Genomic DNA, 24,481 nt, shown 5'->3' on the forward strand with positions numbered 1-24,481 from the left:
GGTGAAGCAGGCAAGCCACCCGCTCACGGTTCGCCAGCTCGGCTATGTCGTCGGCGACCTCGAGCTTGCCGCTACCCGCTGGATCGAACGGTTCGGCGCAGGTCCCTTCCACGTCCTGCCCGACATGCGTTTCGACGGGTGGAGCTACATGGGCCGCCCGCAGGAAATGACGCTGGATATCGCCTTCGGGCAGGCAGGGCCGCTGATGGTCGAACTGATCGTCCCGCGCGGCGAGTGGCCCAGTGTCTACGGCTCCGAACCGCCTGCCAGAGACGAGATCAGGGCGCACCATCACGGCATCCTGTGCGCCGACATCGACGGCGCGGCCCCGCAGCTGGGCGCCGAAATGGTCACTTCCGCGCGGCTGTCGGAGAGTACGGAACTGCGCTATTTCGATTGCCGGCACGACCTGGGCCTGTTCGTCGAGCTCATCACCGATTCCGGGGAGAGCCGGGCATTCTTCGACCTGTCCGAAGCGGCACGGAAGGAATGGGACGGCCACACCGCGCCGATCCGGGACATGCCCGCGCCCTGACGGACGGACCTGGCATGCCAACGACGAGGAAAGGCACCGAATGATCTTCTACGATTTCGACGTTTTCGCACCCAGCCCCTGGATCGCGTGGATGTTCATTCGCGAAAAGGGTCTGGAGCCCGAACGGCGCGAGATCGCCCTTCTTTCGCGCGACAACCGCCGCGAGGATTTCGTGCGCAACGTCAATCCCCTGGGCGAATTGCCCGCCATCGTGCTCGAAGACGGTACCGCCATCTGCGAGATCGTGGCGATCTGCGAATATATCGAGGACACTCATCCCGAACCGCCGCTGATCGGGGCAACGCCGCTCGAACGCGCGGAAACGCGGATGTGGGTGCGGCGTATCGACCAGAACATCGCGATGCCGATGGGCGAAGGCTTCATCGCCGAGGATGGGGCCGAATTCTTCGAGGCGGACCGCAAGGCGGGCGACCTGCTGACCAAGATCGTCCTGCCTCGCGAAGCCGGACCCGTGCTGAAGCACAAGGCGAACGAGAAGATGCTCTGGATCGACGGTATGCTGAAGGACCGCGAATGGGTTTGCGGCGACCGCTTCTCGCTCGCCGACATCTATCTCCATTGCTTCCTCCAGTTCGGCGAGAACCATGGCCAGCCAATTCCGGCAGGAGCACCGTGGCTGCAGGACTTCTTCAGGCGGATGAAAAGCCGCCCGACCGCATGGCACGGGGAGCCGGGAAGCCTCGAATGAGGACTTCGCCGTCGCAGTCGGACGCGGGCTGAACGCTCCTCTGTTGTCCGCTGGCGATCAGGCCTCGTCCGGCGACCGCTCAGCGGTCCTCCGCTCCGTCCATCTTGATGCACTGTCCCGTCAGGTACGATGCCTGCTCGGATGCCAGGAAGGCGAAGACATCGCCAACTTCCCGCAGGTTTCCGGGCCGCTGCATCGGCATCGCGTCCATGTGGCTTCGGGCGATGTGGGCAAGCATTTCGGCCTGTGTGACCGGTTCCGGGCCTTCGGGCGGTTCGCGCCATTCTGGATGATCGTCGAAGCTGTCGTCGCCCACCCAGCCGATGCGCACGTAGTTGGCGCGGATGCCGGCCTGCGCTTCTTCGGACGCGATATGGCGCATCATCGCCTCGACCGCGCCTTTCGACATTCCCGAAGCGCCGTTGTAGAGCGCCAGCTTCCCCACGTCGATGGTGGTCGTGCAGGTCAGCGATCCGCCGCCGCTCGCGCGCATTCGCTGGATCGCCGAGCGAAACAGGCGGAAATAGGCCATGAAATCGCCATCGATGAAGGCGGCGAGCTTCTCGACTTCGTAGTCGCCGGTTTTCGCGAAAATCGGGATGGCGCCAGCCGTGGTCATCACCGAGTGGAGCCGCCCGGTCCATTCGACGACCTCGTCCATCGCTTCCTCGACCTGCCGGGTATCGCGCATATCCATCTTGCGCGCGCGGATGCGGCACCCTTGCGCGGAAAGCCGCTCGACGAGATCGTTGGCGATCGCCTCGCTGTCATGGCGTCCGGCTCCGCGGTAGGTGAACAGTACCGGCACGCCCGCCCGGCACAGTCCCTCGACGACGCCGCGACCGATCGTTCCGGTCCCTCCGGCCATGAGGGCGCCGCCCTTGGGAAATGTAAGCTCGATCGGCATCCTGTCCTCCCTGTTTCACTTCATGGCGCTGATATGCAGGCGTACCAGTTCGTGGCTGCAAACAGGACCGGTTTCAATAGGCGCGTTGCTGGCGGGATCAGAGAATCCAGGCCTTCGAAAGCGAAAGGACCCTCGCCTCGAACGTCGGGTCGTCCAGCGAAAGCACGGCGTCCTCGATGGTGCCGTCGGGCAGGATGAGCGAGACGAGGATGCCGCGCTGCACCAGATGCCATTCCAGCACCTGCTTGCGAAGTTCCTCGACGGTGGTGGCCGGCATGGCGGCGGCAAGGACGTCCGCGATCGCGCTGCTTACGTGCACGAAGGATCGCCGCTGCTTCTCCCGAACGCCGGCGTCCGTGTGCGACCGGCGCTCGACAAGGCGGATGAGCCCGCGATCCTTGCGGTAGGCGCTGAAGATCATGCGGTTGTAGAGTTCGAGTATTTGCTCTGCGGTATCGAGTGAGCGGAAGCGCTCCTCAACCAGCCGGTCGAATTCGTCGATCCGCGTTCGGTAATAGCTGTCGATCACCGAGTTCAGCAGGCCCTCCTTGTCGGCGAACCGGCGGTAGATCGAGCCGGGAGCGATGCCTGCCGCCGCTGCGATCTGCGCCATGGTGGTGCCATCGAAACCCTTCTCGACGAAGAGTTTCACCGCGGCATCGAGGATCTTGCGAAACGTCTCCCGGCTGCGGGCCTGGCGCGCCTCGATGATCCATTCGGATTGGTCCAGCCATGAAATCGGCATACTACCGAGCAGGCCCGGGCGGATGTCGTCGTCGCGGCTCAACTGCCCCCGCCTGCCTGTCGTGCCCGGTACCTGATCCTCAGGGACGCGAGCCGCCGCAGCATCAGGCTGGGCGCATATTCGAAGCCGTTCGCGGAATCGAGCTCGACACCGTCGAGACAGTCGAAGACCGCCCTGAAACCCCAGAACAGTTCGCGCCGGGCGAGAGTGGCGCCAACGCAGTGGTGGATGCCCGATCCGAAAGCGAGGTGCGCTCCCGGTGCCTTGCGCCCGATATCGAGCCGTGCGGGGTGCGGGAATTTTTCCTCGTCCCGGTTGGCTGCTGCATATCGCAAGTTTAGTACCGCACCGCGCGGGATATCGACGCCGTGAAGCGTGACGGGCTCTCTGGCGACCCGGTAGAGGCCCTGCACGGGACTTTCGAGACGAAGGACTTCCTCGACGAACGGACGGAGCCGATTGTCCGGATCGATGGCGATGTCGTCCCAGAGCGCGCGGTCCTCTGCCAGCATCCGCATCCCGGACGAAAGCGCGCTGGTCGTCGTCTCGCTGCCGCCGACGAAGGTGTCTGCCATGAGGTGCGAGAGCAGTTCGTTGTCGTTGAGCTTCGAGCCGTCGCTCATCGGCGTGTTGACGATGTCGCTCAGCAGGTTGTCCTCGGGCTGGCGACGCAGCCGTTCGATGATGTCCATCAGGTAATGCTGAGCCTCGATCTCGAGGAGGACGCATTCGCGTTCCTCTTCTTCCGAAATCATCAGGCCGAAGCGCCGGATGAACGCATCGGTCCATTTGCGGATTTTAGGCAAGTCTGCTTCGGGCACCGATGTGATCAGGCCGGTCACTTTCAGCGGCAGCGGGATGGCGACTGTATCGACGAAATCGCATGTGCCCTTGCCGGAGATCGCGCGCACGACCTCGTAGGCGCTGTCGCGGATCTTCGGATCCATCTGCTTGATGCGACCGGCCCGGAACGCCTTCTCGAAAATCGCCCGCACATCGCCGTGGCGCGGCTCGTCGATGAAGCCCAGCGCAGGGGCGGGCAGCCATCCCTTTTCCTCGTAGAGCGCGCGAATCTTCGCTGCCCGTTCGGCAAGGACGGCGTCCTGCACCTGATCGAGATAGCCCGCGCTCCCGAAGCGGACCGGATCCATCAGGATGTCGCGCACGTCCTCGTACCGGGTGATGACCCAGCTTCCGGTCGCGTTGTCGCGAAAGACAGGCTCCCCGTCTCTCAGCCTGGCATATGCCTCGTAGGGGCACCTGAGCAGTTCGGGATCGTCGAAACGGATCTGCTTTTCGGTCATGGCGCTTCTCGATCTCCCGCATCCGAGGGCTCGCCCGCGTCGGGCCGCCCCCTTTTCCGCGCCTGTTTCGCCCAGACAGCGGTTTTATGCAATTAGCGAATCGCAGTTTGCATTTGAATGATGCGCCGGTACGGTGCGCGAAAACGAGGAGGATGCCGGATGTCGTCAGGATTCGCCGTGGGTGCCGAGGAGACGCTCGACGACTTGCGTTCGCGAATGCAGATCGCGCAAGTCGTCGAACGCTACTGCAGGGCGGTGGATCGGCGCGATGCCGACCTGCTGGCCACCGTCTTCTGGCCGGGGGCGACCATCGATCATCCGCCCTACAAGGGGCACGCGGAGGAATTCTGCGCCGCGGCACTGGAATTCGTGTCGCTGTGCGATGTCGCCATGCACACGGTGAGCAATATCGGCATCGAGCTCGACGGCGATCGCGCCTACACCGAATCCTATTTCACCGGCTATCACCGGCTGCCCGCCAACCTGAAATCGAGTGGCTCGATCGCCGAGGTGCTGATCCCGCATCACGACGACGCGATCGACGAGGACCATTTCGTCGGCGGCCGGTACATCAAGTGGTTCGAGCGCCGCGATGGCGAATGGCGCGTCTTCCACCATGTCGGCTTCCGCGAATGGGAGCGCTGGTCCCCCGCCGCCGATCGCTACCCCATCCCCGGCATGGGCAGGCAGGACAGGGGCGACCCTTCGTACCTTCGCCCCTGACCGGTCCGGAGCCGGTCCGGTCGTTCGGGCGAAGGCAGGCACCGTCCAGGGGCGGGCTTTCCATGCCATGTGCGGGGCTGCGGCAGGACTGTTCTCTTCGCGGGATCGCGGCTGTCGTACCCTGCGTTGCCAGCCTGTCACGAAGGCCTGTCAAATCTCTGGCAAGCAGAAAAATAAGCAATCCCCATTACGGATGTGACTGGGCAAAGGAGGTCGAACCGCGCCGAATCTCGCTCGGAACCAGGAATAATGGCCACTTGCAGTCTGAAATCCGTTAGATACCGCGGCCCTCCATAACCCGCTTTACACTTTGATGAGCCATCCTTATCAGTGCGACTCACATAAAGCGGAGGGAAGGATGTCGAAGCAATCGATGAAATCGGGCGTCGCGCTGTGCCTGGGTGGAGTGACTGCCGGCCTGCTGGCAAGCACGCCCGGTTATGCCCAGCAGGCTCAGGACGAGGTCGATGCGCGGGAGGGTGTCATCGTCGTCACCGCGCAACGTCGCGAAGAACGGCTGCAGGACGTTCCTCTTTCGATCACCGCGCAAAGCGGCGACCAGCTCGCCCAGGCGGGAGTCGACGACATCCGCGATCTCGGCAACGTCGTTCCGGGCCTGACCTTCACCACCCAGGGCGCCTTCGCCGCGCCGACCATCCGCGGGGTCCAGTCGACCGTGGCGCTGGCAGGGGCCGATTCGCCCGTCGCCATCTACGTCGACGGCGTTTACCAGCCGAACCAGCTCGCCAATGTCTTCGAACTTGCGGACATCGAGCGGCTCGAAGTGCTCAAGGGTCCGCAGGGCACCCTGTTCGGCCGTAACGCCACTGCCGGAGCGATCGTCATCCACACGCGCAAGCCGACATTCGACGTCGCCGGATCGATCGAGGTAAGCGAGGGCATCTTCTTCGGTGGCGGCGCGCGAACCTCTACCGACACCACGATCAAGGGGTACGTCTCGGGGCCGGTCGTGCCCGATCTGCTCGCTGCGAGCGTTTCGGGATATTACGAGTATATCGACGGGTATCTCACGAACCTGCGCACCGGCGGGCAGACCGGCATGGTCCGCAAGTACAACGTCGGGCTGAAGCTGCTGTTCACGCCAACGGACAATCTCGAGTTCCTGGCCTCGGGATCGATCGGCAAGCGCACCGATTTCGCCGCGATGGCGACACAGCCGCTGCGCGGCAACTCGGCTTCGCAGTTCTACCCGGACTCGGTGGTGCCCGACGAGCCCTGGCACGTGGCGACCGAACTGGAGCGCGGATCGAACCCGACGCGCGTAGAGACCAAGGCGATCTCGCTGACCGGCAAGCTCGATCTCGACGGCATCGGCACGATCACCTCGATCACCGCGTACCAGGATATCGAGGCCCGGATAACGGTCGACATCGATGCGGCCTATTCGCCGCAGTGCTCGGCCGCGTTCGCCTGCATTCTCTACGACGAGGACTATCCCGAGGAGACCTTCCAGCAGGAATTGTCTTTCGCCTCCGAGAAGTTCGGCGCGGTCAGTTTCGTGGCCGGCGCATTCTACTACCGCGACAGCCACTACATGGGCAACGGCATCCAGCCGCTGCTGACGCCCACGGGCAGGGTGGACCCGAGCCGGACCTACGCCGTCGAATTCAACTCGACGATCAAGACCCGCGCCTGGGCCGCTTTCGGCGAGGTCAGCGTCGACGTTTCGGACAGCCTGCACCTGATCGGCGGGCTGCGTTACAGCCGCGAACGTCGCTATGGCCTGGGCGACGCGGTGCCGCGCTTCCCGACGACGGGGGCGGTCGTATCCGACGCATGGACCCCTCGCGTGTCGGTGCGTTACGACATCACTCCCGACATGAACATCTACGCGACATTCTCGCGCGGGTTCAAAAGCGCGGTGCTCGATACGACCGGCCAGTCCAACAATTTCGCCAACCCCGAGAAACTGACCAGCTACGAAGTCGGCTTCAAGGCCGCCCAACCCGGCTTTTCGGTTTCGCTGGCGGCGTTCTACTACGATTACACCGATCTCCAGGTCCAGTTCTTCGACGGCACGAACACCATCCTCGCCAATGCGGCGGACGCCACCATCTACGGACTGGACGGCGACCTGACGATCGGGCTGGGCGAGGCCTTCGAATTCCGCCTGCTCGGCTCCTGGCTGCCCGAGGCGAAGTACGATGTCTTCGAGAACGGCGTTGCCTTCGCCCTTCCGAATTCGGCGGCGGGGATGTCGCAGGTCGTCGTGGATGCGAGCGGGCAGCGTCTGCTCAAGGCAGCCAGGCTGACCGGCAGCGCCTCGGTTCGCTACGAGGACTATGTCGGTTCGGGAACGCTCGACGGCAATGTCACGCTTTCGTATTCGAGCGCCTACAGTTTCGACTTGCTCGACAGGGTCAGGACGGGTCCCTACGCCATTCTCAATGCGCAGCTCGGCTATCGGCCCGGCGACGGAGGATTGCGCGTGTCCGTTTTCGGCAAGAACATCACCAACAAGGCCTATTTCACGAGCGCGCTGCTCGGAAACCAGGCCGACGCTCCCGTCTATTCGCCTCCCCGGCAGGTCGGCGTCCGTCTGCAGTATGAGTTCTGACGGGCGGGGCGGTCTAGCCGGACAGGCCGTCGATCTTGGCTTCAAGGCGGCTTACCGCCGCCGCGATGCTGCTGATATCCGCCGGCTGTTTCTCGGCCCGGAGACCGTCGAGCATCATGTCGACGTAGGAACGGGCGAGAAGGTCGGCATCGGCCTGCCGTCCCGCCAGCGAGGTGCGCATCGCGACATGCTCGAGCCCGCCGAAAAGCATGTCGCGGACCATTGCGCTGTCGAGGTCGGCACGCAGTTCTCCACTGGCGATGCCATCCTCGACGGTTTCGACGACCGTGTTGGTGAAGCGCCGGTTCAGCCGGTGAAGCGGCGAGCCCTGATAGTCGGCCCAGCGCAGTTCCTGATAGTAGACCTTATGAAGCCTCGGCGTTTCTTCCATGTTGCGCAGGAACGAGATCGCGATCCGCGTAAGCCGTGCGCGTGCGCCTTTGACGCTTTCGAGTTCGTCCAGAAGGCGCACGATGAACGGCGTCGCCCAGTCGGTAAGGACCTGGTTCACCAGCGCCTGCTTGCTGTCGAAGTAGCGGTAGACGAGCGCTTCGGAAACGTTCGCCTCGGTCGCGATGCGGGCTACCGAAACGCCCGCCATGCCGCGGGCTTCCAGAAGCCGCTTCGCCGCCGCCTTGATTTCGCCGGGGCGATCGCTCTTGCGCCTGCGCCAGGCGGGGCCATTGTCTTCCGCGATGTCGGATCCGGTTGTGCTCATGACGCAGATCAACCACCATTCGGTCGCTGTCGCAAGTCGACGCGTGGAAACGGGGGACGCTCTGGCCGGGGCAGGCATTCATGACTCGTGAGGTGACCACACCTGAGCTCGAGCCGGGAACGTTCCTCATAACGTCCGGCATGGACGACCGTGCCCGGGCAAGTTGCAAGGCGCTTCCGAGAGCGGACGGCAACGCGCACCCGATCTTCGCGTTCATCGCCGCGCTCGGTGGCATGGGAACATCGATCGCGGCGCTGTGCGAGTTGTGCGGGTCGTCGATCGAGGCCGGACCCGTCCTGGCAAGCACCCGCATCAGGTGGCTGGCTCCCATGACCGTCGATAGCGAATATGGAGTGGAAGCACGGATCGTCGATACCGTCGCGAAGCAAAGCCGCCGGTTCGGGAAGGCGATCCATGCGAGGATCCGGTTCACCGTGCTGCATGGCGAGACCGAATGCGCCGAAGTGGATATCCACATGATATTGCCCGAACGGGAGAGCGACGATGAGCGATGACAGCCGCAGGACCTGGCGGCTCGAGGCGGTGCCGGGCCTCGACATGCATTTCTGGGCAGAGATGCTCGGCGATCCCAATCCCATCCACATCGATGCATCCGCGGCGCGCGAACTCGGCTTCGGGGACGCGACGGTCAATCCCGGCCCGACGAACCTCGCCTACGTCCTGAACCTGATCGCGGACGAATTCGATAGCGGGACCCCGAGCGAGCTGGAAGCGCGATTTTCCGGCAACGTATTGGCGGGCGACACGGTCGAGGCCGGCTTTTCGCGTCTCGAAGGCCGGGAAGGTCAGGTCGAGTTGCGGCGCCTGCCTTTGGGGGAGACGGTCCTGGAGGCGACATTCGCGATGCCGAAGACCGAAAGGTGAGCGGGGCGACGATCCTCGGGCTGATCGAGGCGCGCGCGAGCGAGCGACCGGACGCGATCGCGCTCGACGACGGCACGCGAAAGCTCAGCTATGGCGAGCTGCTGCATGAAGCGCGACGCGTGGCCGCAGGCCTCGAGGAAAGGGGCGTCGTACGCGGTGACCGGGTCGCGATCCTTTCCGAGAATTCGATCGAATACGCGCTGTGCGAACTCGGGTGTTCGGCGATCGGGGCGATCGCGGCGTGCCTGAACTGGCGCCTTGCCGCCGCCGAACTCTCGTATTGCGTGGAACTGGTCGACCCGCGCTGCCTGCTCCATTCCGAGCGCTACTCCGAAGCTGCCGGAGCGATAGACACGGACAAGCCTGTGTTTCCGCTCGGATCCGTGCGGGCCGAACGTGCGCCGACCGGTTTCGCATCGCCGGACGACGACTGGATCATCATCTACACGAGCGGCACGACCGGACTCCCGAAAGCCGCGCTCATCTCGCAGCAGGCGGAAATCGCGCGGATGTGCACGCTTCGCCTCGACCTGGGGCTGGCTGAGGACGACGGTTTCGTTTCGTGGACGCCGATGTTCCACATGGGCGGCAGCGAGCACATGATGGCGACGCTGATGTCGGGCGGCACCGTCCATATAGTCGACGGTTTCCAGCCCGATCGCATCGCTGCGATCCTTGCGGACAACCGCATCGGCTGGCTGCTGCTCGTGCCGGCGACCATCCTGCCGGTGATCGAGGCGATGCGCGCGCGTTCGATCGTGCCAAGTGGCCTGAAGGCGGTGGGCTGCATGGCCGACCTCGTCCCGCAAAGCGAAATCGCCGAGGCCGTGCGGGTCTTCGAGGCACCGTTCCTGAACACGTTCGGCAGCACTGAGACCGGTATGGGACCGCTTTCGGGCAACCTGCTGGGCGAAGGGAGCGATCTCGGCGATCTTGCGAAGACGGCCAGCTCGCTTTCGGAAATGAAGCTTTGCGATGCCGACGGCAATCCGGTCGCGCGCGGGGAAGTCGGCGAGATGCTGGTTCGCGGACCCGGGTTGTTCTCCGGCTACTGGAACGCGGACGAGGCGAACGCCGATGCCTTCCGCGACGGCTGGTACCGGATGGGCGACCTGTTTTCGCAGCGCGCGGACGGGCGTTACGAATACGCGGGCCGGTCGAAGTACCTCATCAAGTCAGGCGGCGAGAACATCTATCCCGCCGAAATCGAGCGGCATCTGCTCGCCGATCCGCGCATCGAGCAGGCGGTCGTCGTACGCCGTCCGGACGAACGGTGGGGCGAGGTGCCGGTGGCGGTCATCGTTGCCCGGGAGCCGATGGATGAACGCGACGCCCGCGCTCTCGTCGAAGGCAAGGTCGCGAGCTTCAAGATGCCCCGCGCCTTCCTTTTCGCGACCGGCGACGAATTCGACCTCAACGTCAGCGGCAAGCCGGATCGCGCGGCCATCGAGAAGCTGGCATTGGCACGATGCCCGTCGGACAATTAAATCGCGCAGGCGGCGCGGTCGGAAGCCTGGTGTCGCCCAGGTTGTAAACGGTACCGAACCGTTCGATATTCGCCAGGAAATCGGCCGGATCAGAAGCCGCGTTCCGATCAGCAGGAGGCAGGAATGAAGATCGAGGGACTTGCAGCAATCGTAACCGGAGGCGCATCGGGCCTTGGCGGAGCAACGGCCGAGCGGCTGGCGGCGGCAGGCGCGAAGGTCACGATCTTCGATCTCAACGAGGAAGCGGGGCAGGCCCATGCAGGCAGGATCGGCGGCCGATTCCACCGCGTCGACGTGACCAGCGAGGCGGAAGTCGATGCTGCGCTCGCAGAAGCCGAAGCCGCCAACGGCAAGGCGCGTATCCTCGTCAGTTGCGCGGGCATCGCGCCCCCAGCCAAGGTCATCGCCCGCGATGGCTCGGCGATGCCTCTGGCCGATTTCGCGAAGCTGGTGAACATCAACCTCATCGGCACGTTCAACGTGCTCTCGAAGTTCGCCGCACGTCTTCACGATGCCGAAACGGTCGGCGACGAAGAGCGCGGCGTCATCGTCAACACGGCCAGCGTCGCCGCGTTCGAGGGTCAGATCGGGCAGGCGGCCTATTCCGCTTCCAAGGGCGGGGTCGCGGGCATGTGCCTGCCAATCGCGCGCGAATTCGCCCGCTACGGAATCCGTGTCATGACCATCGCTCCGGGCATCTTCTGGACGCCGATGCTGGCGGGGCTTCCGCAGGAAGCGCAGGACTCGCTCGGCAAGCAGGTCCCGTTCCCAAACCGCCTCGGCAAGCCCGAGGAATACGCGCTGATGGTCGAACAGATCGTCGCCAACCCGATGCTCAACGGCGAGACGATCCGCCTCGACGGTGCGATCCGCATGGCTCCGAGGTGATCGCCTTGACCGTCCTTGCCGGCCCGCGGGGCTAGCTTGCAGGCGATGAAAGCCTGGATAACGCACGGCTATGGCGACATGCGGCTGGAGGAGCGGGACCCACCCGATCCGAAGCCCGGCTGGGTGAAGGTAAAGGTGCTGGTCGCACAGCCCAGCATCACCGAAATCCTGCTTTTCGAGGGCGAACGGACCTATGGCCACGAGATCATCGCGCGCCGCCTGCGCGAAGGTCCCGGCGCCCTGTTCGGACATGAATTTTCCGCGCAGGTCGTGGCTCTGGGTGAGGGCGTCACCACCCTGAAGGCAGGCGATCGCGTCGCGGCGAGGGGGTCGCATCCCGAAGGCATCGTCGGTTTCGATTACCCCGGTGCATTCGCCGAGTTCGGCGTGTTTCCCGAAAGCCTGCTTGCCCCTCTGCCACCGTCCGTGAGCGACAGCGCCGGTGCGGCGATACAGGCGCTGACCGATTGCGTCGCCGCCGCCCATGCCGCCGCGCCGCGGCTGGACGAGACGGCAGTCGTGATCGGGCTGGGGGCGATGGGTTTCGGTTGCCTTCAGGCGGCGCGGGCAGCCGGGGCAGGCCGCGTCGTCGCGGTCGGCCGCAGGCGCGAAGCGCTCGACCTCGCGCTCGCGCTCGGTGCCGACGACGTGGTGGATGCAAGCAGCGAAGATCCGGTCGAGGCCGTCAGGAAGCTTACCGGCGGAAACGGCGCGGATGTGGTGTTCGAATGCGCGGGCGGCCCGGTGTCGCGCGGCCTTGCCGGCAACACGACCATGATCCAGGCGGCCCGCATGGCGCGGGACGAGGCTCGGGTTATCGGCCTCGCTTTCGATGGCGACGCCGCCGTCCTGCCCTATGCCGACTTCCGCTTTCGCTCGATCCGCTTTGCCTTCCCGTCGGTCCTGACAAGAGCGCTGTTCGAACGCACCGTGGCGCTGGCGAGCGACGGGCGGGTCAGGGTCGATCCGCTGATCGGCTGCACGCTCGACGGTCTGGAACGCCTGCCCGAAGCGTTCGATCTGACGCTGAACAAGTCGCGGCACGGCCTTATCAACCCCGCGCAAATCAGGATTTCGCAAGCCACGGAGACGACATGACCGAAAAGGCGCTCGCCCACCACCTCTTCCAGGACATCTACTACGGCCATGTCGACAAGGGCGACATGGATACGGCGGTCACGGCGTTCCATCCCGATGTCGACTGGAGCCACGCGCAGGTCTGGGCTCATCACGAATTCGCCCGGGGCGAGCCGAGCCACCTCCATGGACGCGATGCCGTGCATGCGCTGCTCAGCGCGCGCATCCCGCAACTGAAGGATGCGGGGATCACCCACCATGTTCGAGAGATGGTGATGGAGGGCAACAAGGGCGCCTTCATCGGCGCGGTCGAGGGCCCCGGACCGGATCGCAGCTTCATGGTCTGGTTCGAGATCGCGGACGATCTGGTGAAACGCTATGCGCTGCGTCCGCTTTAGTCCGCGCGTCGGTGCCATGTGGGTTCGGAAGGACAATCGGAAAAGATGAGCGAGAAGCCCCATATCGACTGGTCCACCGGAGGTAGCGGCAGGGATTTCGGCTCCTACCGAAGCGAGGACGAGTTCCTCCACGGCAAGCCCGAAAGCAGCGACCCGACGGTAAGCGAGACCTGGCTGTACATGTGGTACGTGCCCGAGGCGAAGATCGGCGCGTGGGCCTACGTCTGGGTTCACCCCAACCTCGACGTGCTGACAAGCGGGATCACCGTCTATCGCGGTCGCAAGCGGACGCACCTCGACGCCGAACTGATGGATTTTCGCGCATTTCTCCCGGCCTCCATCGTTCGCGAAGGGACCGACGGGGGCAAGGACGTCCGCTTTCCGAACAGTCTACGCCTGCGGGCGACGGACGAACCGGGATCGGTGCACCTGACATATGCCGATCCGGATCGGTCCAACTTCGTGGACGTGAATTTCGTCCCCGCCTCGCCGCCGATCGTCAGGGCGAACGATCACCATTTCGACCAGGTTCTCCGCACCGAAGGACACATGGTCCTTGACGGGCGCGAATACGCAGTGAGCGGACACGGGCTGCGCGACAGGTCGTGGGGAGAAGCGCGGCCCGAACATCGCTATCCGATCCCGCCCTTCACCTGGATGACGGGCACGTTCGCGCGGGCGGGCATCTCCTGGCATCTTTGCGCCTATGACGATCCGCAATTGAAGCCGGATTGGCTGGGCAGGATGGAAACACCCGAAAAAATCTTCCGCGAGGGCTGGCTTTATCGCGATGGCGAGGCATTCCGGCTGCGGAGCGCCTCCCAGGTCACGCGGCGCGATCCCGATACGCTGGCGCCGCTGACCGCGCAGGTTGTTCTGGTAGACACGCTCGGGCGCCAATATCGCATCGACGGCACGGTCGAAGCCTCCGTACCGTGGAGCAACTGGCCGAACATGAGCGCGCAGGTATGCATGGCTCGCTGGGAACTCGACGGCGAAACCGGATGGGGCGACCTGCAGGAGTTTCAATCGCCCGACTATATCCGCGCAATGTCCACGGCCTCGCGATGATGATCGGGCCGCCGGGCGGGGCAGAGGCATTAGTACCATTTAGTTCAGGTGGTTCCGCGCCGGGCAAGCGCTAGGCTCGTCAAGCGCTGGCGACCCGGCAACATGGGTACGACAAGGCGGGGCAGCGGCCCCGCGAACCGACAGGAGAAGATGCGAGATGACCAAGGAAATGCAATCCGTCGAAGAACGGCTGGCAATCGTCGAGGACGAACGCGCGATCGAGAAGGTATTGGCGGACTACGCGCTGGCGCTCGACTGGATCGACATGGAGTTGCTCGACAAGGTCTTCTGGGACGACGCTGAGATCGACTACGGCTTTTTCCAGGGGTCTGGCAGGGACTTCAAGCCGGTGGTGATGGACGTCGAAAAGTCGCTGGGGCGGCGCATGCACATGGTTTCCAACGTCCGGCTGTCGGTAACCGGCAATTCGGCGAAGGCCAGCGGCTACCACCTGTCGATCGCATCGCCCGAAGTCGACAAGCCCGTGCCCGATGGACTCAGCGTATTCGCGGGCTATTACCTCGATACGCTTGAAAAGCGCGACGGGCGCTGGGGCATCTCCTCGCGCAAGCATATCCTTGTCGGCGGATCGCAGATTCCGGAAATCCCGCTCGAGGGAGACATGGACGCACTCAACCGGATCGGCGAGACTCGCGGACCGCATCCCGAGCGCGACAAGCTGCCCTATCGCTGAGCGACACCGACTTCGCGGCCATAAAAATGAGTACAACTCATTAAATTATCACAAGTCCTGCATGTGCCGGTTTCGGCAAGATTTCGCATGTAGTTCGGGAAAGTTTGCCGGGATACGACGGCGACCGGCGGTATCGTCCGCACGATCCGGGCGAAATCACCACGCGCAATTACTGTGGCGTGCTTAATTGGTTGATATGACCGCCCGGGGTCGGTTATGTAAGACGGTAAAGCAAGCGGACGACGACCTGTCGGTCCGCGGCCCTGATCAGACCGCTCGACGCGGCAGTTTTTGGAGAGATTTCAGATGGGTGTACAGCAACCGATCCGCGCCACGCAGGATTTCCTGAGCGAGGAGCACGACCTCATCATCGGCGGCAAGATCGTTCGCGGCAGCGGAGAGCCGATCGCGGTGATCGATCCTGCGACGGGCGACGAGGTCGCGCGCACCAGCAGCGCTTCGGCCGACGACGTGAACCGGGCCGTCGCCGCGGCGCGCCAGAGCTTCGAGGACGGCCGCTGGCGGGGGCTTCCCGCCGACGAACGCCGTCGCATCCTCTGGCGCTTCGCCGACCTGATCCAGGAAAACGCCGAGAAGCTTGCCCATCTCGAAGTCGTCGACAACGGCATGCCGCTGGCCTTCGCGCAGTGGGAAGCGAATTCGTGCGAAAGCTGGACACGCCACTTCGCGGGCGAGGCAACGCGCATCTTCGGTCGCGATGCATCCTCCGCGATGTCGGGCGGGGGCGTCGACATGCAGTCCTATACCATCGTCCAGCCGGTCGGCGTGGTCGCACTCGTGATCCCGTGGAACGCGCCTGCCGGGACATTCATCATCAAGGTCGCCCCGGCGCTGGCGGCGGGCAACTCGGTGGTCGTCAAGCCTGCCGAGAACACGCCGCTTTCGGCGTTGCTGCTGGGCAAGCTTGCGCTGGAGGCGGGAATTCCCGACGGCGTGCTCAACGTCATTCCCGGCTACGGCCCCGTCGCGGGGCAGGCACTGGCCGATCACCCGGATGTCGACAAGATCAGCTTCACCGGCTCGACCATGACCGGCAAGAAGATCGTGCAAAGCTCGGCCGGCAACCTCAAGCGCGTGACTCTCGAACTGGGCGGCAAGTCGCCCGCGATCGTGTGCGCCGATGCCGATATCGAAAAGTCGATCCCGCAGGTCGCGATGGCGATCTTCGCCAACACCGGCCAGGTCTGCTTCGCCGGCTCGCGCCTCTACGTCCACTCGAGCGTGTACGATCAGGTGGTCGAGGGCGTTGCCGAGTTCGCGAAGAACCTCAAGGTCGGCTCGGGCTTCGATCCCGATAACCTGCTTGGCCCGCTGATCTCGCAGGCCCAGCACGAGAAGGTGCTCGGCTACCTCGAAAAGGGACGCCAGGCCGGCGCATCGGTAGTGACCGGCGGCAGTCGCGTCGGCGACCGGGGCTTCTTCCTCGAGCCGACGATCTTTGCCGATATCAGCCAGGACATGGCGATCTCGCGCGAGGAAATCTTCGGCCCGGTCCTCGTCGCGACGCGCTTCGACGACATCGACGAGGTGGTGAAGCTGGCCAACGATACCCGCTACGGTCTGGGCTCCGGCATCTTCACGCGCAGCGTCAACAAGGCGCACCTTATCGCGCGGCGGATCGATGCGGGCAACGTGTGGATCAACTGCTACGGCACGGTCCATCCCTCGATGCCCTTCGGCGGCTTCAAGGAGAGCGGCTGGGGTCGCGAGATGGGGTCCGAGGTGATGGACGCCTTCACCGAGACGAAGTCAGTCTTCATCCAGCTCGACCCCGAAGGCTGATCCCATGCGCAGGATAGTTACCGCACTTGCGGCGGGTCTGCTCGGCGTCACCGTCGTCGCGGCAACCGATACGCCCGACGTGGGATGGCAGAGCTACAACGGCGGCAGCGACGAGCAGCGCTTCGCCGATCTCGATGCGATCGATACCGGCAACGTCGCGGGCCTCGGCCTTGCGTGGTACGCCGATCTCGGTTCGAGCCGGGGGCTCGAGACGACGCCGCTGGTGGTCGGGCGCACGATGTATGCAACGCTGCCCTGGTCGAAGGTGGTCGCGCTCGATGCCGTCACCGGTGAGGAGAAGTGGCGCTTCGACCCCGAGGTTCCGGGCGAATTCGCACTCAGCGCCTGCTGCGACGTGGTCAATCGCGGCGCGGCGTTCGAAAATGGCCGCGTATTCGTCGGCACCATCGACGGGCGACTGGTGGCGCTCGATGCCGAAACCGGCGAGAAACTGTGGGACACGCAGACCACCGACCGCGAGAAGCCCTACACGATCACCGGCGCGCCGCGTGTCGCCAAGGGCCTGGTCTTCATCGGCAACGGCGGCGGCGAATATGGCGCGCGCGGCTATGTTTCGGCATACGACCAGCAGACCGGCGAGCTTCGCTGGCGGTTCTGGGTGGTGCCCGGCGAACCGGGCAAGCCCGACGGCGCAGCCTCCGACGAGGTGCTCGAAAAGCTCGCGCGCGAAACCTGGTTCGGCGACGATTACTGGCGCTACGGCGGCGGCGGAACGGTATGGGACTCGATCGTCTACGACGAGGAACTCGACCGGCTCTACATCGGTACCGGCAACGGCGGCCCGTGGAACCGGGTGATCCGCTCGGAGGACAAGGGCGACAACCTGTTCCTCAGCTCGATCGTCGCGCTCGATCCGGATACCGGCGAATATATCTGGCATTACCAGCAGGTTCCGGGCGAAACCTGGGACTTCACCGCAGCCCAGCAGATGACGCTGGCCGACCTCGAGATCGACGGGCGGAAGCGCAAGGTCATCCTGCACGCGCCGAAGAACGGGTTCTTTTATGTCATCGACCGCACCGACGGCAGCCTGATCTCCGCCGAGAAGTTCGTCCCCGCCAACTGGGCCGAGCGCATCGATCTCGAAACCGGTCGTCCGGTCGAAACGGAGGGTGCACGCTTCCGCGACAAGCCTTTCCTCGCGACGTCGGGCGCTTCGGGCGCGCACAACTGGCAGCCGATGTCGTTCGATCCGCGCACCGGGCTCGTCTACATCCCGGCGCAGCAGGTGCCGTTCCTCTACACGAAAGACGAGAAGTTCCGCTTCGAGCCCGACCTTTGGAACCTGGGCGTCGACATGATGAGCACGCCGCTTCCCGAGACGCCCGAGGAGCGAGCCGCGATGAAGGAGGCTATCCAGGGCCGCCTTATCGCCTGGGACCCGGTCGCACAGAAGCCGGTCTGGAAAGTCGAGCACGAGGGAACCTGGCACGGCGGCGTGCTCGCGACCTCGGGAAACCTCGTGTTCCAGGGCCTCAACGATGGCACGTTCCAGGCCTACCACGCCGGGACCGGCAAGGTGCTGTGGCGCTTCGATGCGAAGTCGCCGATCCTGCCCGCACCGGTCAGCTACCGGATCGACGGCAAGCAGTACGTCGCGATCGCGGCGGGCGCGGGCGGTGGGTTCGCGCTTTCGCTGCCCTCGTTCGAGGGACCGCGCACCTGGCCGGAAGGGCGGATACTGGTCTTCGCGCTGGGCGGCGACAAGACGCTTCCCGATACACCGCAGGTGCGTCGTGCCCTGACCAAGGTCTCGCAGGATTTCACGCCCGCCCAGGTCGAGGAAGGCAAGGCGCTGTTCGGACAGGTCTGCGCCGCATGCCACGCGATGGGCACGATGAGTGCCGGCATCGTCCCCGACCTCAAGCGTTCTGGCGTTCTCGCAAGCAAGGAAGCCTGGAAGGCGGTCGTCATCGATGGCGTCCTCGCAAGCCGTGGTATGGCCGGGTTCGGCGACTACATGACGCCCCAGCAGGCCGAAGCCATCCGCGCCTACGTCGCTTCGCGCGCGCACCTTGAAGCTGCAAGGCAGATGGCCGATAAATGAGGAGGCATGATGATGGCGCAATCGGGTAGCCTGGCAGGCAGGACCGCGCTCGTGACCGGTGGTTCGCGCGGAATAGGGCGCGCGATCGCGCTGCAATTGGGTGGCGAGGGCGCGGCGGTCTGCGTCAACTACCGTTCGGACAAGTCCGCTGCGGACGAAGTCGTGAAGGCGATCGTGGACAAGGGGGGCACGGCGTACGCCATACAGGCCGACGTCTCCGATCGCAGCGACGTGGAACGCCTGGTCGCCACGGCGAAGGATCGCCTGGGTTCCATCGACATTCTCGTCAACAATGCGGGCATCGGTGAGATGGGCAGCGTCGGAGACACCGACGATGCGCTGTTCGACGCGATGATGGACGTCAACGCCAAGGGCCCGTTCCTCGTGACCCGCGCCGTGCTTCCGCAGATGAACGACGGCGGGCGGATCGTGAACATCTCGTCGATGGTCAGCCGCACTGCCTACGGCTCGTGCATCGCCTACGCGATGAGCAAGGCGGCGGTGAACCACTTCACCGTTTCGCTTGCACAGGAACTCGGTGCGCGCGGCATCACGGTCAACGCGGTCTGCCCCGGCGCGACCCGCACCGATTTCAATCCCGTGCTTTTCGAGGACGAGACCATAGTCGCCCAGCTCGCCCAGGCTGCCGCGCTCGGTCGCATCGGCGAGCCCGAGGACATCGCCCGCGTCGTCGGGTTCCTTGCGGGTCCGGCGAGCGGCTGGGTAACGGGTCAGATCATCGAGGCGAGCGGCGGCATGCACCTCTGACGGCGGGAGTCGTCAGGCCGATTCCTGCTGACGTCCGAGAAACGCGTCGATTTTCCTGCGCAATTCTTCGAGCGTGTCGGTCGTAAGCAGGACGCGATCGCCTGCGCGCGCCGTTTCGAGCACGATCGTCAGGTAATCCTCGTCGATCGGGTGGATCTGTATTGCGTCCTCAGGCACGCCTGCATCGCGCAGCCCTGCGGCGAGAAGGGTGGGTACGGCACCCGGCTGGCGACCGCGAAGGTAGGCTGGCGCTTCGGCGCAGTGATACACGTCGAACCGCCTTCCGGCAGCCCTTCCGATTTCCCTGATCCACTCATCCGGCCGGTTGCCCGCGGCGACAAGCACGATCCGGTCTGTGCCATCGACCGGTTCCGCGGCGAAGGTATCTGCGATGTCTTCGAGCGCTTTCGGTCCGTCCACCTCGTTCATGACCAGTTCGAACGGCAGCCCTTCGATCCAGTTGTGCCGGGCCGGGTTCTGATCGATGTCCGATGTGAAATCCGAAAGCCCGTCGCGTATCCGGGCTTGCGAAAAGCCGAGATGATAGGCCGCGCACACCGCAGCCAGCACATTTTCCGTGACCGACCGCGAACGTCCGCATCGGCTTGCGGGCACCTGCGAAAGCGGCATCTCGAAAAGGATGCGCGTTGCTTGCTGCAAGCGGATCGCGGGGCCTTCCGCCGTGTCCACCCGCGTCGCGACAAGCCCTCCGTTTTCGCGGTGGCGGGCGACGGCGTCATTGTCTGCGCTGAAGCTGAAGAGGGTAACGGGTGCGGAAGCAGGCTTCTGCATGGCGAGCACAAGCGGATCGCCGGCATTGAGCACGACCGCCTTCCTTGCATGTCTTGCCGGCAGTGACTTGATCGCCGCCAGCTGGGTCTGCGTTTCGATCCCGTCGAGGCCGATGTGGTTGTCGTGGACATTAAGGACAATTGCCACGTCGAGTTCTTCGAGCGCCATTCCCCATTTGAGCAGCGAGCCTCTCGCCAGCTCGAATACGCCCATCTCGACTGTCGGATCGGCCAGCAGTTGCAGCGCCGCCGCGCCGCCGGAACTGTCCTCGTTTCTGATCCTGAACGTGCCCGACCAGGTACCCTGCGTGGTCGTGAGTCCGACGGTCTTGCCCGCCTTGCGTCCGATATGTGCGAGGACCTGGCACGTCGTCGTCTTGCCGAGGCTGCCGGTAACGCCGACCACCGGGATGCGGCCCGCTTCTGAATCGGGGAAACTCGACCGCACGATTGGCGAGACGACGTCCTGCTCGGGGTCCGCGACCCAGTGCGGGCGCAGGCCGGGCGGTGCGTTGACCTCGAGAATCCAGCCCTCGCCCTCGCGCCATGACCGCGATGAATCGGGCGACAGAAAATCCACCCCTGCGACATCGAGGCGCAGCACGCGGGCAGCCCGCTCCGCCGCCGCCACGTTGTCGGGGTGCATCTCGACCGGCACCGCAGTGCCGCCCTGGGAGATGTTCCCGGCATTCGAGAGCCTGACCGTGCGACCTTCGGCCGGGATGCCGTCGAGCGCCAGCGACTGGCGTGCCAGCAGAGCCTCCATCCGCCGGTCGGGGACGATACGTTCGAGCACGTCGCTGTAACCCGTCCCGCGCCGGGGATCGGAATTCAGCTCGTCGACAAGTTGCGCGACCGTGCGCTTGCCGTCTCCGGTCACCTGAGCGGGAATACGCCGGGCGGCGGCGATCAATTTCCCGTCCACCACCAGCAGCCGGTGATCGTGGGCTTTCGCGAATTTCTCGATCAGGACCAGCGGTCCGTTCCGTGCGGCGGTGCGGTAGGCCACCCGAACGGCGTCCTCGCCCTGCAGATCGACGCTGACGCCGACACCCTTGTCGCTCGATGCGGGTTTGACCGCGACCGGACCGGCCAGTTTCGCCGCGATCTGCACGGCCTGCTCTTCGCTTGCGGCCAGCAAGGACGGCAATGTCGGCAGGCCCGCTTGGTTCATCAGCCGCAGTGTCGCCCACTTGTTCCCCGCGTGGGTCACCGCAAAGTGCCCGACCGGCTCGATCAGCGTCTGCCGCACATAGCGCCCGCGCGCGCCCTGTCCGATCCGCATCTCCCCGAGCGGGGCGGGGTAGACGGGCAGTCCGAGCTTGCGGGCGGAACGGGCCAGCGCCAGCGTCAGGATGTCGGGCGAAGATGTCTTCGCCACGCGGCCGAAATCCTCGGCCAGTTTCGCCAGTTCATCCGCCTCGCGGGAATATTGCTGCGGGTCGGTGAGGGACAGGACAGCGGAACAGGCGAAACGCCATGCTCTCGCGCCGACTGCTTCGCTGTCGGCCGGCACAACGGACAAGACGATGGAGCCGCTGCGGCTCGCTATCCTGCCCGGCTGTGCGGTAAGGACGAACCGCTCCTGCAACCGCGCAGCGAGCGCGAGCATCAGATCGGCGGCTCGTGCAGGGATCTTCCGGCCCGATAGCTCTGAACCGACCAGCCGGGCGAGGCCGGCAAGGCGAGGGTCGCGCCCCATGGCATCGAGCGCATCGCGGTCCACCGACGGCGGCGCGAAGGCGCTGTCCGCATGCTCGCCCAACTCCGTCCGCAGCAGGACCGACGAACGATCGGCATGGATGTTCGGGCCGCTAAAGAAGTGCCCGTCCAGAAGGGTTACAAGAGGCATTCGGGCGGGACCGGTATCGATGGTTTGCATGCCGTTGGGAGGACCGCAGCGTGGTCCAGCGCCTGCGCGGATGCAAGACCGGTCCGCTCCCGCCGGGGTCGAACGTGGCCGGGTTCAGTCGGGCAGCGCGAAAGCGACGACCGAATCTCCGACTTTCGAGCCGAGGAAGCCATGCCCCCCGGCGGCGATCACAACGTACTGCTTCCCTGTCTTTTCGGAAACGTAGGTCATCGGAGTTGCCTGGCCTCCCGCTGGCAGCCTTCCGCGCCAGACTTCGCGGCCGCTCTCGATGTCGAACGCGCGCAGGTAGTCGTCGATGGCAGCGCCGATGAAGACCAGTCCGCTGGCAGTCGTGGCCGAGCCGCCGAGGTTGAACACGCCGGGCACCGAGATGCCGAGCGGAGCCACATCCTCGGTCGTGCCGAGTGGACGCTGCCAGGCGAGTTCACGGGTCTTCAGGTCGATGGCCGAGATGTGACCCCAGGGCGGCGCATGGCAGGGGAGGCCGAGCGGCGAAATCAGCGGTAGCAGGCTGACCCCGTAATCCGTTCCTTCCTGCGGAAGGTAGCCGGCGGCATGCGTGCCGGTCTCACGCGTCCCGTCCTCGCCCGAGCGCGGGAACAGGCGAACTTGCTGCGGCACGGCGGAAGTGTTCACGATCATCATCCCGCGCGCCGGATCGATGCTGACGCTTCCCCAGTTGAGAATGCCGAAGATACCCGGCCACTGGATCGAACCGCGCAGCGAGGGCGGCGTGTACGGCCCTTCGTAATCCATCGAACGAAAGCGGATGCGGCACCACATCTGGTCGAGCGGGGTCGTGCCCCACATGCCTTTCTCGGTAAGGTCGGCCGGTTCGAAAGAGGGGAAGCCGGTGACATAGGGCTGTGTCGGAGAGTAGGTCTCGCCCGGCAGGTCGCCCTGGGGGACCGGACGTTCCTCGATCCCCGTCAGCGGTTCGCCGGTACGGCGGTCGAGGACGAAGATCTGGCCCTGCTTGGTAGGTACGGCGACGGCCGGGGTCGTTCCCGAACCTGTCGGCATGTCGAACAGGACGGGTTGTGCCGGAACGTCGAAATCCCAGAGGTCGTGGTGGACCGTCTGGAAGTGCCAGCGGGGAAGGCCGGTTTCGACATCGAGCGCGACGATCGAGCTGGCATAGCGCTCCAGGTCGGGCGTGCGGTGGGTGCCGACCGCGTCGGGAGTCGCATTGCCCATGGGCAGGAAGACGAGGCCCAGTTCCGGATCGGCGCTGAAAACGCTCCATGCGTTGGGCGAGCTTGGCGTCCAGCCCTTTCCGTCCTCGATGCCCTGGTCGTCGGGCGCGCGGCCGCTGTCCCATGCCCAGAGGAGTTCGCCGGTTTTCACGTCGTAGGCACGAACGACGCCGGAGACGTCCTTGCTCGAAACGTTGTCGAGCACGTACCCGCCGAGGATGGCCGTGTCGCCGACGATCGCCGGGGGCGAGGACGTGTAGCTGTGGTATGGCGTAAAGTCGCCGAGCCCTTCGCGCAGCGAAATCTCGCCCTCGGCGCCGAAGCCGGGGCAGGGGGCGCCGGTCCGCACGTCGGTGGCCATCAGCCTGCCGTCGATGGCAGCGTTGATTATGCGCGAGGAGCAGGTCCCTTCCGCGGCGTCTGCGGCCTTGTGATAGGAAACGCCGCGGCAGTTGAGCATCTGTGCGTCGCCCGGGTCGATACCCGGATCGCGCCGCCAGATCCGCTTGCCGGTGTCGGGATCGAGCGCGACGACGGCGCCGGTCGGCTCGCAGAAGACCAGGCGGTCCTCGACCATGATCGGGGTCGCCATGAAGGAGACGGTCCCCTTGATGTCGGGCCGCTTGGCATTGCTCACGCCGGTCTCGAACGCCCAGGCCTGTTCGAGCGAAGTGACGTTGGCGGGAGTGATCTGGGCCGCGCCCGAATGGCGCAGGCCGCCCGCATCCGCCCCGTAGGCGGTCCAGCCGGTATCGCCCGGCGCGCTCGCGACCGTCGCCCCGCTACCCCGGACAGCGGCCTCCCCTTCGTCTCCGCCCGCCAGCGCGGCCGCGATCAGAAGCACGAAGCTTGCCAGCGATACGCCGAGATCGGCAAAGCGCGCGGTGCGTCCGGGATCGTGACGGTCGGCAGGATGCGTGGCCTTCCGCTTGCCGAGAGGGACGAGGGCAAGCACGACGCCGACGACGGCGGGGCCGCACAGGCGTGGGAGAAGCTGCCAGAAGTCGAAGCCGACTTCCCACACCGACCAGACCGCCGTGGCGGCGAGAAAGGCCGCGAATATCCAGAACGAAAGCCTGCTGCGCTTCAGCAGCAGCACCGCCGACGCGGTGCAGGCAACACCCGCCAGCACATAGTAGGCCGAGCCGCCGAGAGAGAGCAGCCTCGCCCCCCCGATCAGCAGCACGACACCCGTCGCGAGCAGCAAAAGTCCTACGATCCAGCGGAAAACCCCGCCGAGCCCGATCCCACCCATCATCCTGC

Annotated in this window: 21 protein-coding genes; 15 read left to right on the forward strand and 6 right to left on the reverse strand. The window is 65.1% G+C overall.

Going from position 1 to position 24,481, the window contains the following annotated elements:
* Position 1: 1 nt before the first annotated feature.
* Positions 2-535, forward strand: a complete 534-nt coding sequence (locus FHS75_RS15350) for a VOC family protein (protein ID WP_179408557.1) — start codon at positions 2-4, stop codon at positions 533-535.
* 40 nt (positions 536-575) lie between these two features.
* On the forward strand, positions 576-1,244 hold the full coding sequence (locus FHS75_RS15355; RefSeq protein ID WP_179408558.1) for a glutathione S-transferase family protein: 669 nt from the start codon (positions 576-578) through the stop codon (positions 1,242-1,244).
* Between the two features lie 79 nt (positions 1,245-1,323).
* Here FHS75_RS15355 and FHS75_RS15360 read toward each other — a convergent pair whose 3' ends face one another.
* From FHS75_RS15360 to FHS75_RS15370, 3 genes are all read right to left on the reverse strand, one after another.
* Positions 1,324-2,151 carry an SDR family NAD(P)-dependent oxidoreductase gene (locus FHS75_RS15360; RefSeq protein ID WP_179408559.1) on the reverse strand — a complete coding sequence of 276 codons (828 nt, stop codon included), beginning with the start codon at positions 2,149-2,151 and terminating at the stop codon, positions 1,324-1,326.
* 97 nt (positions 2,152-2,248) lie between these two features.
* Positions 2,249-2,938, reverse strand: coding sequence for a TetR/AcrR family transcriptional regulator (locus FHS75_RS15365; RefSeq protein WP_179408560.1), 690 nt, complete (start codon positions 2,936-2,938; stop codon positions 2,249-2,251).
* On the reverse strand, positions 2,935-4,200 hold the full coding sequence (locus tag FHS75_RS15370) for a cytochrome P450 (RefSeq protein ID WP_179408561.1): 1,266 nt from the start codon (positions 4,198-4,200) through the stop codon (positions 2,935-2,937). Before FHS75_RS15370 ends, FHS75_RS15365 begins: the two co-directional genes overlap by 4 nt.
* Positions 4,201-4,359: 159 nt before the next feature.
* Here FHS75_RS15370 and FHS75_RS15375 point away from each other — a divergent pair, with 159 nt between their 5' ends.
* Together FHS75_RS15375 and FHS75_RS15380 are read left to right on the forward strand one after the other, a co-directional pair.
* Complete coding sequence (locus FHS75_RS15375) at positions 4,360-4,923, forward strand: nuclear transport factor 2 family protein (RefSeq protein WP_179408562.1); 564 nt, start codon at positions 4,360-4,362, stop codon at positions 4,921-4,923.
* 358 nt (positions 4,924-5,281) lie between these two features.
* The gene (locus FHS75_RS15380; RefSeq protein ID WP_179408563.1) at positions 5,282-7,501 is read left to right on the forward strand and encodes a TonB-dependent receptor; all 2,220 of its coding nucleotides are present in this window, start codon (positions 5,282-5,284) and stop codon (positions 7,499-7,501) included.
* 13 nt (positions 7,502-7,514) lie between these two features.
* On the opposite strand, the gene FHS75_RS15385 is transcribed toward FHS75_RS15380, so the two are convergent.
* Positions 7,515-8,219 carry a TetR/AcrR family transcriptional regulator gene (locus FHS75_RS15385; protein WP_179408564.1) on the reverse strand — a complete coding sequence of 235 codons (705 nt, stop codon included), beginning with the start codon at positions 8,217-8,219 and terminating at the stop codon, positions 7,515-7,517.
* 92 nt (positions 8,220-8,311) lie between these two features.
* On the opposite strand from FHS75_RS15385, the gene FHS75_RS15390 reads away from it, so the two are divergent.
* From FHS75_RS15390 to FHS75_RS15440, 11 genes are all read left to right on the forward strand, one after another.
* Positions 8,312-8,734 carry a hypothetical protein gene (locus FHS75_RS15390; RefSeq protein ID WP_179408565.1) on the forward strand — a complete coding sequence of 141 codons (423 nt, stop codon included), beginning with the start codon at positions 8,312-8,314 and terminating at the stop codon, positions 8,732-8,734.
* Positions 8,724-9,104, forward strand: coding sequence for a MaoC family dehydratase (locus tag FHS75_RS15395; RefSeq protein WP_179408566.1), 381 nt, complete (start codon positions 8,724-8,726; stop codon positions 9,102-9,104). The genes FHS75_RS15390 and FHS75_RS15395 overlap by 11 nt, the downstream gene beginning before the upstream one ends.
* Positions 9,101-10,591 carry a class I adenylate-forming enzyme family protein gene (locus FHS75_RS15400; protein WP_179408567.1) on the forward strand — a complete coding sequence of 497 codons (1,491 nt, stop codon included), beginning with the start codon at positions 9,101-9,103 and terminating at the stop codon, positions 10,589-10,591. The genes FHS75_RS15395 and FHS75_RS15400 overlap by 4 nt, the downstream gene beginning before the upstream one ends.
* A 123-nt stretch (positions 10,592-10,714) precedes the next feature.
* The gene (locus tag FHS75_RS15405) at positions 10,715-11,479 is read left to right on the forward strand and encodes an SDR family NAD(P)-dependent oxidoreductase (RefSeq protein WP_179408568.1); all 765 of its coding nucleotides are present in this window, start codon (positions 10,715-10,717) and stop codon (positions 11,477-11,479) included.
* A gap of 45 nt (positions 11,480-11,524) precedes the next feature.
* The gene (locus tag FHS75_RS15410; RefSeq protein WP_179408569.1) at positions 11,525-12,577 is read left to right on the forward strand and encodes a zinc-binding dehydrogenase; all 1,053 of its coding nucleotides are present in this window, start codon (positions 11,525-11,527) and stop codon (positions 12,575-12,577) included.
* Positions 12,574-12,954 carry a nuclear transport factor 2 family protein gene (locus FHS75_RS15415; RefSeq protein ID WP_179408570.1) on the forward strand — a complete coding sequence of 127 codons (381 nt, stop codon included), beginning with the start codon at positions 12,574-12,576 and terminating at the stop codon, positions 12,952-12,954. Before FHS75_RS15410 ends, FHS75_RS15415 begins: the two co-directional genes overlap by 4 nt.
* 45 nt (positions 12,955-12,999) lie before the next feature.
* A complete protein-coding gene (locus FHS75_RS15420) occupies positions 13,000-14,025 on the forward strand; it encodes a DUF7064 domain-containing protein (RefSeq protein ID WP_179408571.1) in 1,026 nt (341 codons plus the stop codon).
* A gap of 157 nt (positions 14,026-14,182) precedes the next feature.
* Entirely contained in the window at positions 14,183-14,719 is a 537-nt protein-coding gene (locus FHS75_RS15425; protein ID WP_179408572.1) for a nuclear transport factor 2 family protein, read from the forward strand.
* Positions 14,720-15,025: 306 nt separating this feature from the next.
* Entirely contained in the window at positions 15,026-16,522 is a 1,497-nt protein-coding gene (locus tag FHS75_RS15430; protein ID WP_179408573.1) for an aldehyde dehydrogenase family protein, read from the forward strand.
* A 4-nt stretch (positions 16,523-16,526) separates the two neighbouring features.
* The gene (locus tag FHS75_RS15435; protein ID WP_179408574.1) at positions 16,527-18,590 is read left to right on the forward strand and encodes a PQQ-dependent dehydrogenase, methanol/ethanol family; all 2,064 of its coding nucleotides are present in this window, start codon (positions 16,527-16,529) and stop codon (positions 18,588-18,590) included.
* 6 nt (positions 18,591-18,596) lie between these two features.
* Positions 18,597-19,358, forward strand: a complete 762-nt coding sequence (locus tag FHS75_RS15440) for an SDR family NAD(P)-dependent oxidoreductase (protein WP_218845297.1) — start codon at positions 18,597-18,599, stop codon at positions 19,356-19,358.
* Positions 19,359-19,370: 12 nt separating this feature from the next.
* Here the strand turns inward: FHS75_RS15440 and FHS75_RS15445 are convergent, their stop codons facing one another.
* Positions 19,371-22,001, reverse strand: a complete 2,631-nt coding sequence (locus FHS75_RS15445; protein WP_179408575.1) for a Mur ligase family protein — start codon at positions 21,999-22,001, stop codon at positions 19,371-19,373.
* 114 nt (positions 22,002-22,115) lie between these two features.
* Positions 22,116-24,476, reverse strand: coding sequence for a membrane-bound PQQ-dependent dehydrogenase, glucose/quinate/shikimate family (locus FHS75_RS15450; protein WP_179408576.1), 2,361 nt, complete (start codon positions 24,474-24,476; stop codon positions 22,116-22,118).
* Positions 24,477-24,481 lie beyond the last annotated feature (5 nt).

It is taken from the genome of Novosphingobium marinum, assembly GCF_013408095.1.
Taxonomy (GTDB): Bacteria; Pseudomonadota; Alphaproteobacteria; order Sphingomonadales; family Sphingomonadaceae; genus Novosphingobium; species Novosphingobium marinum.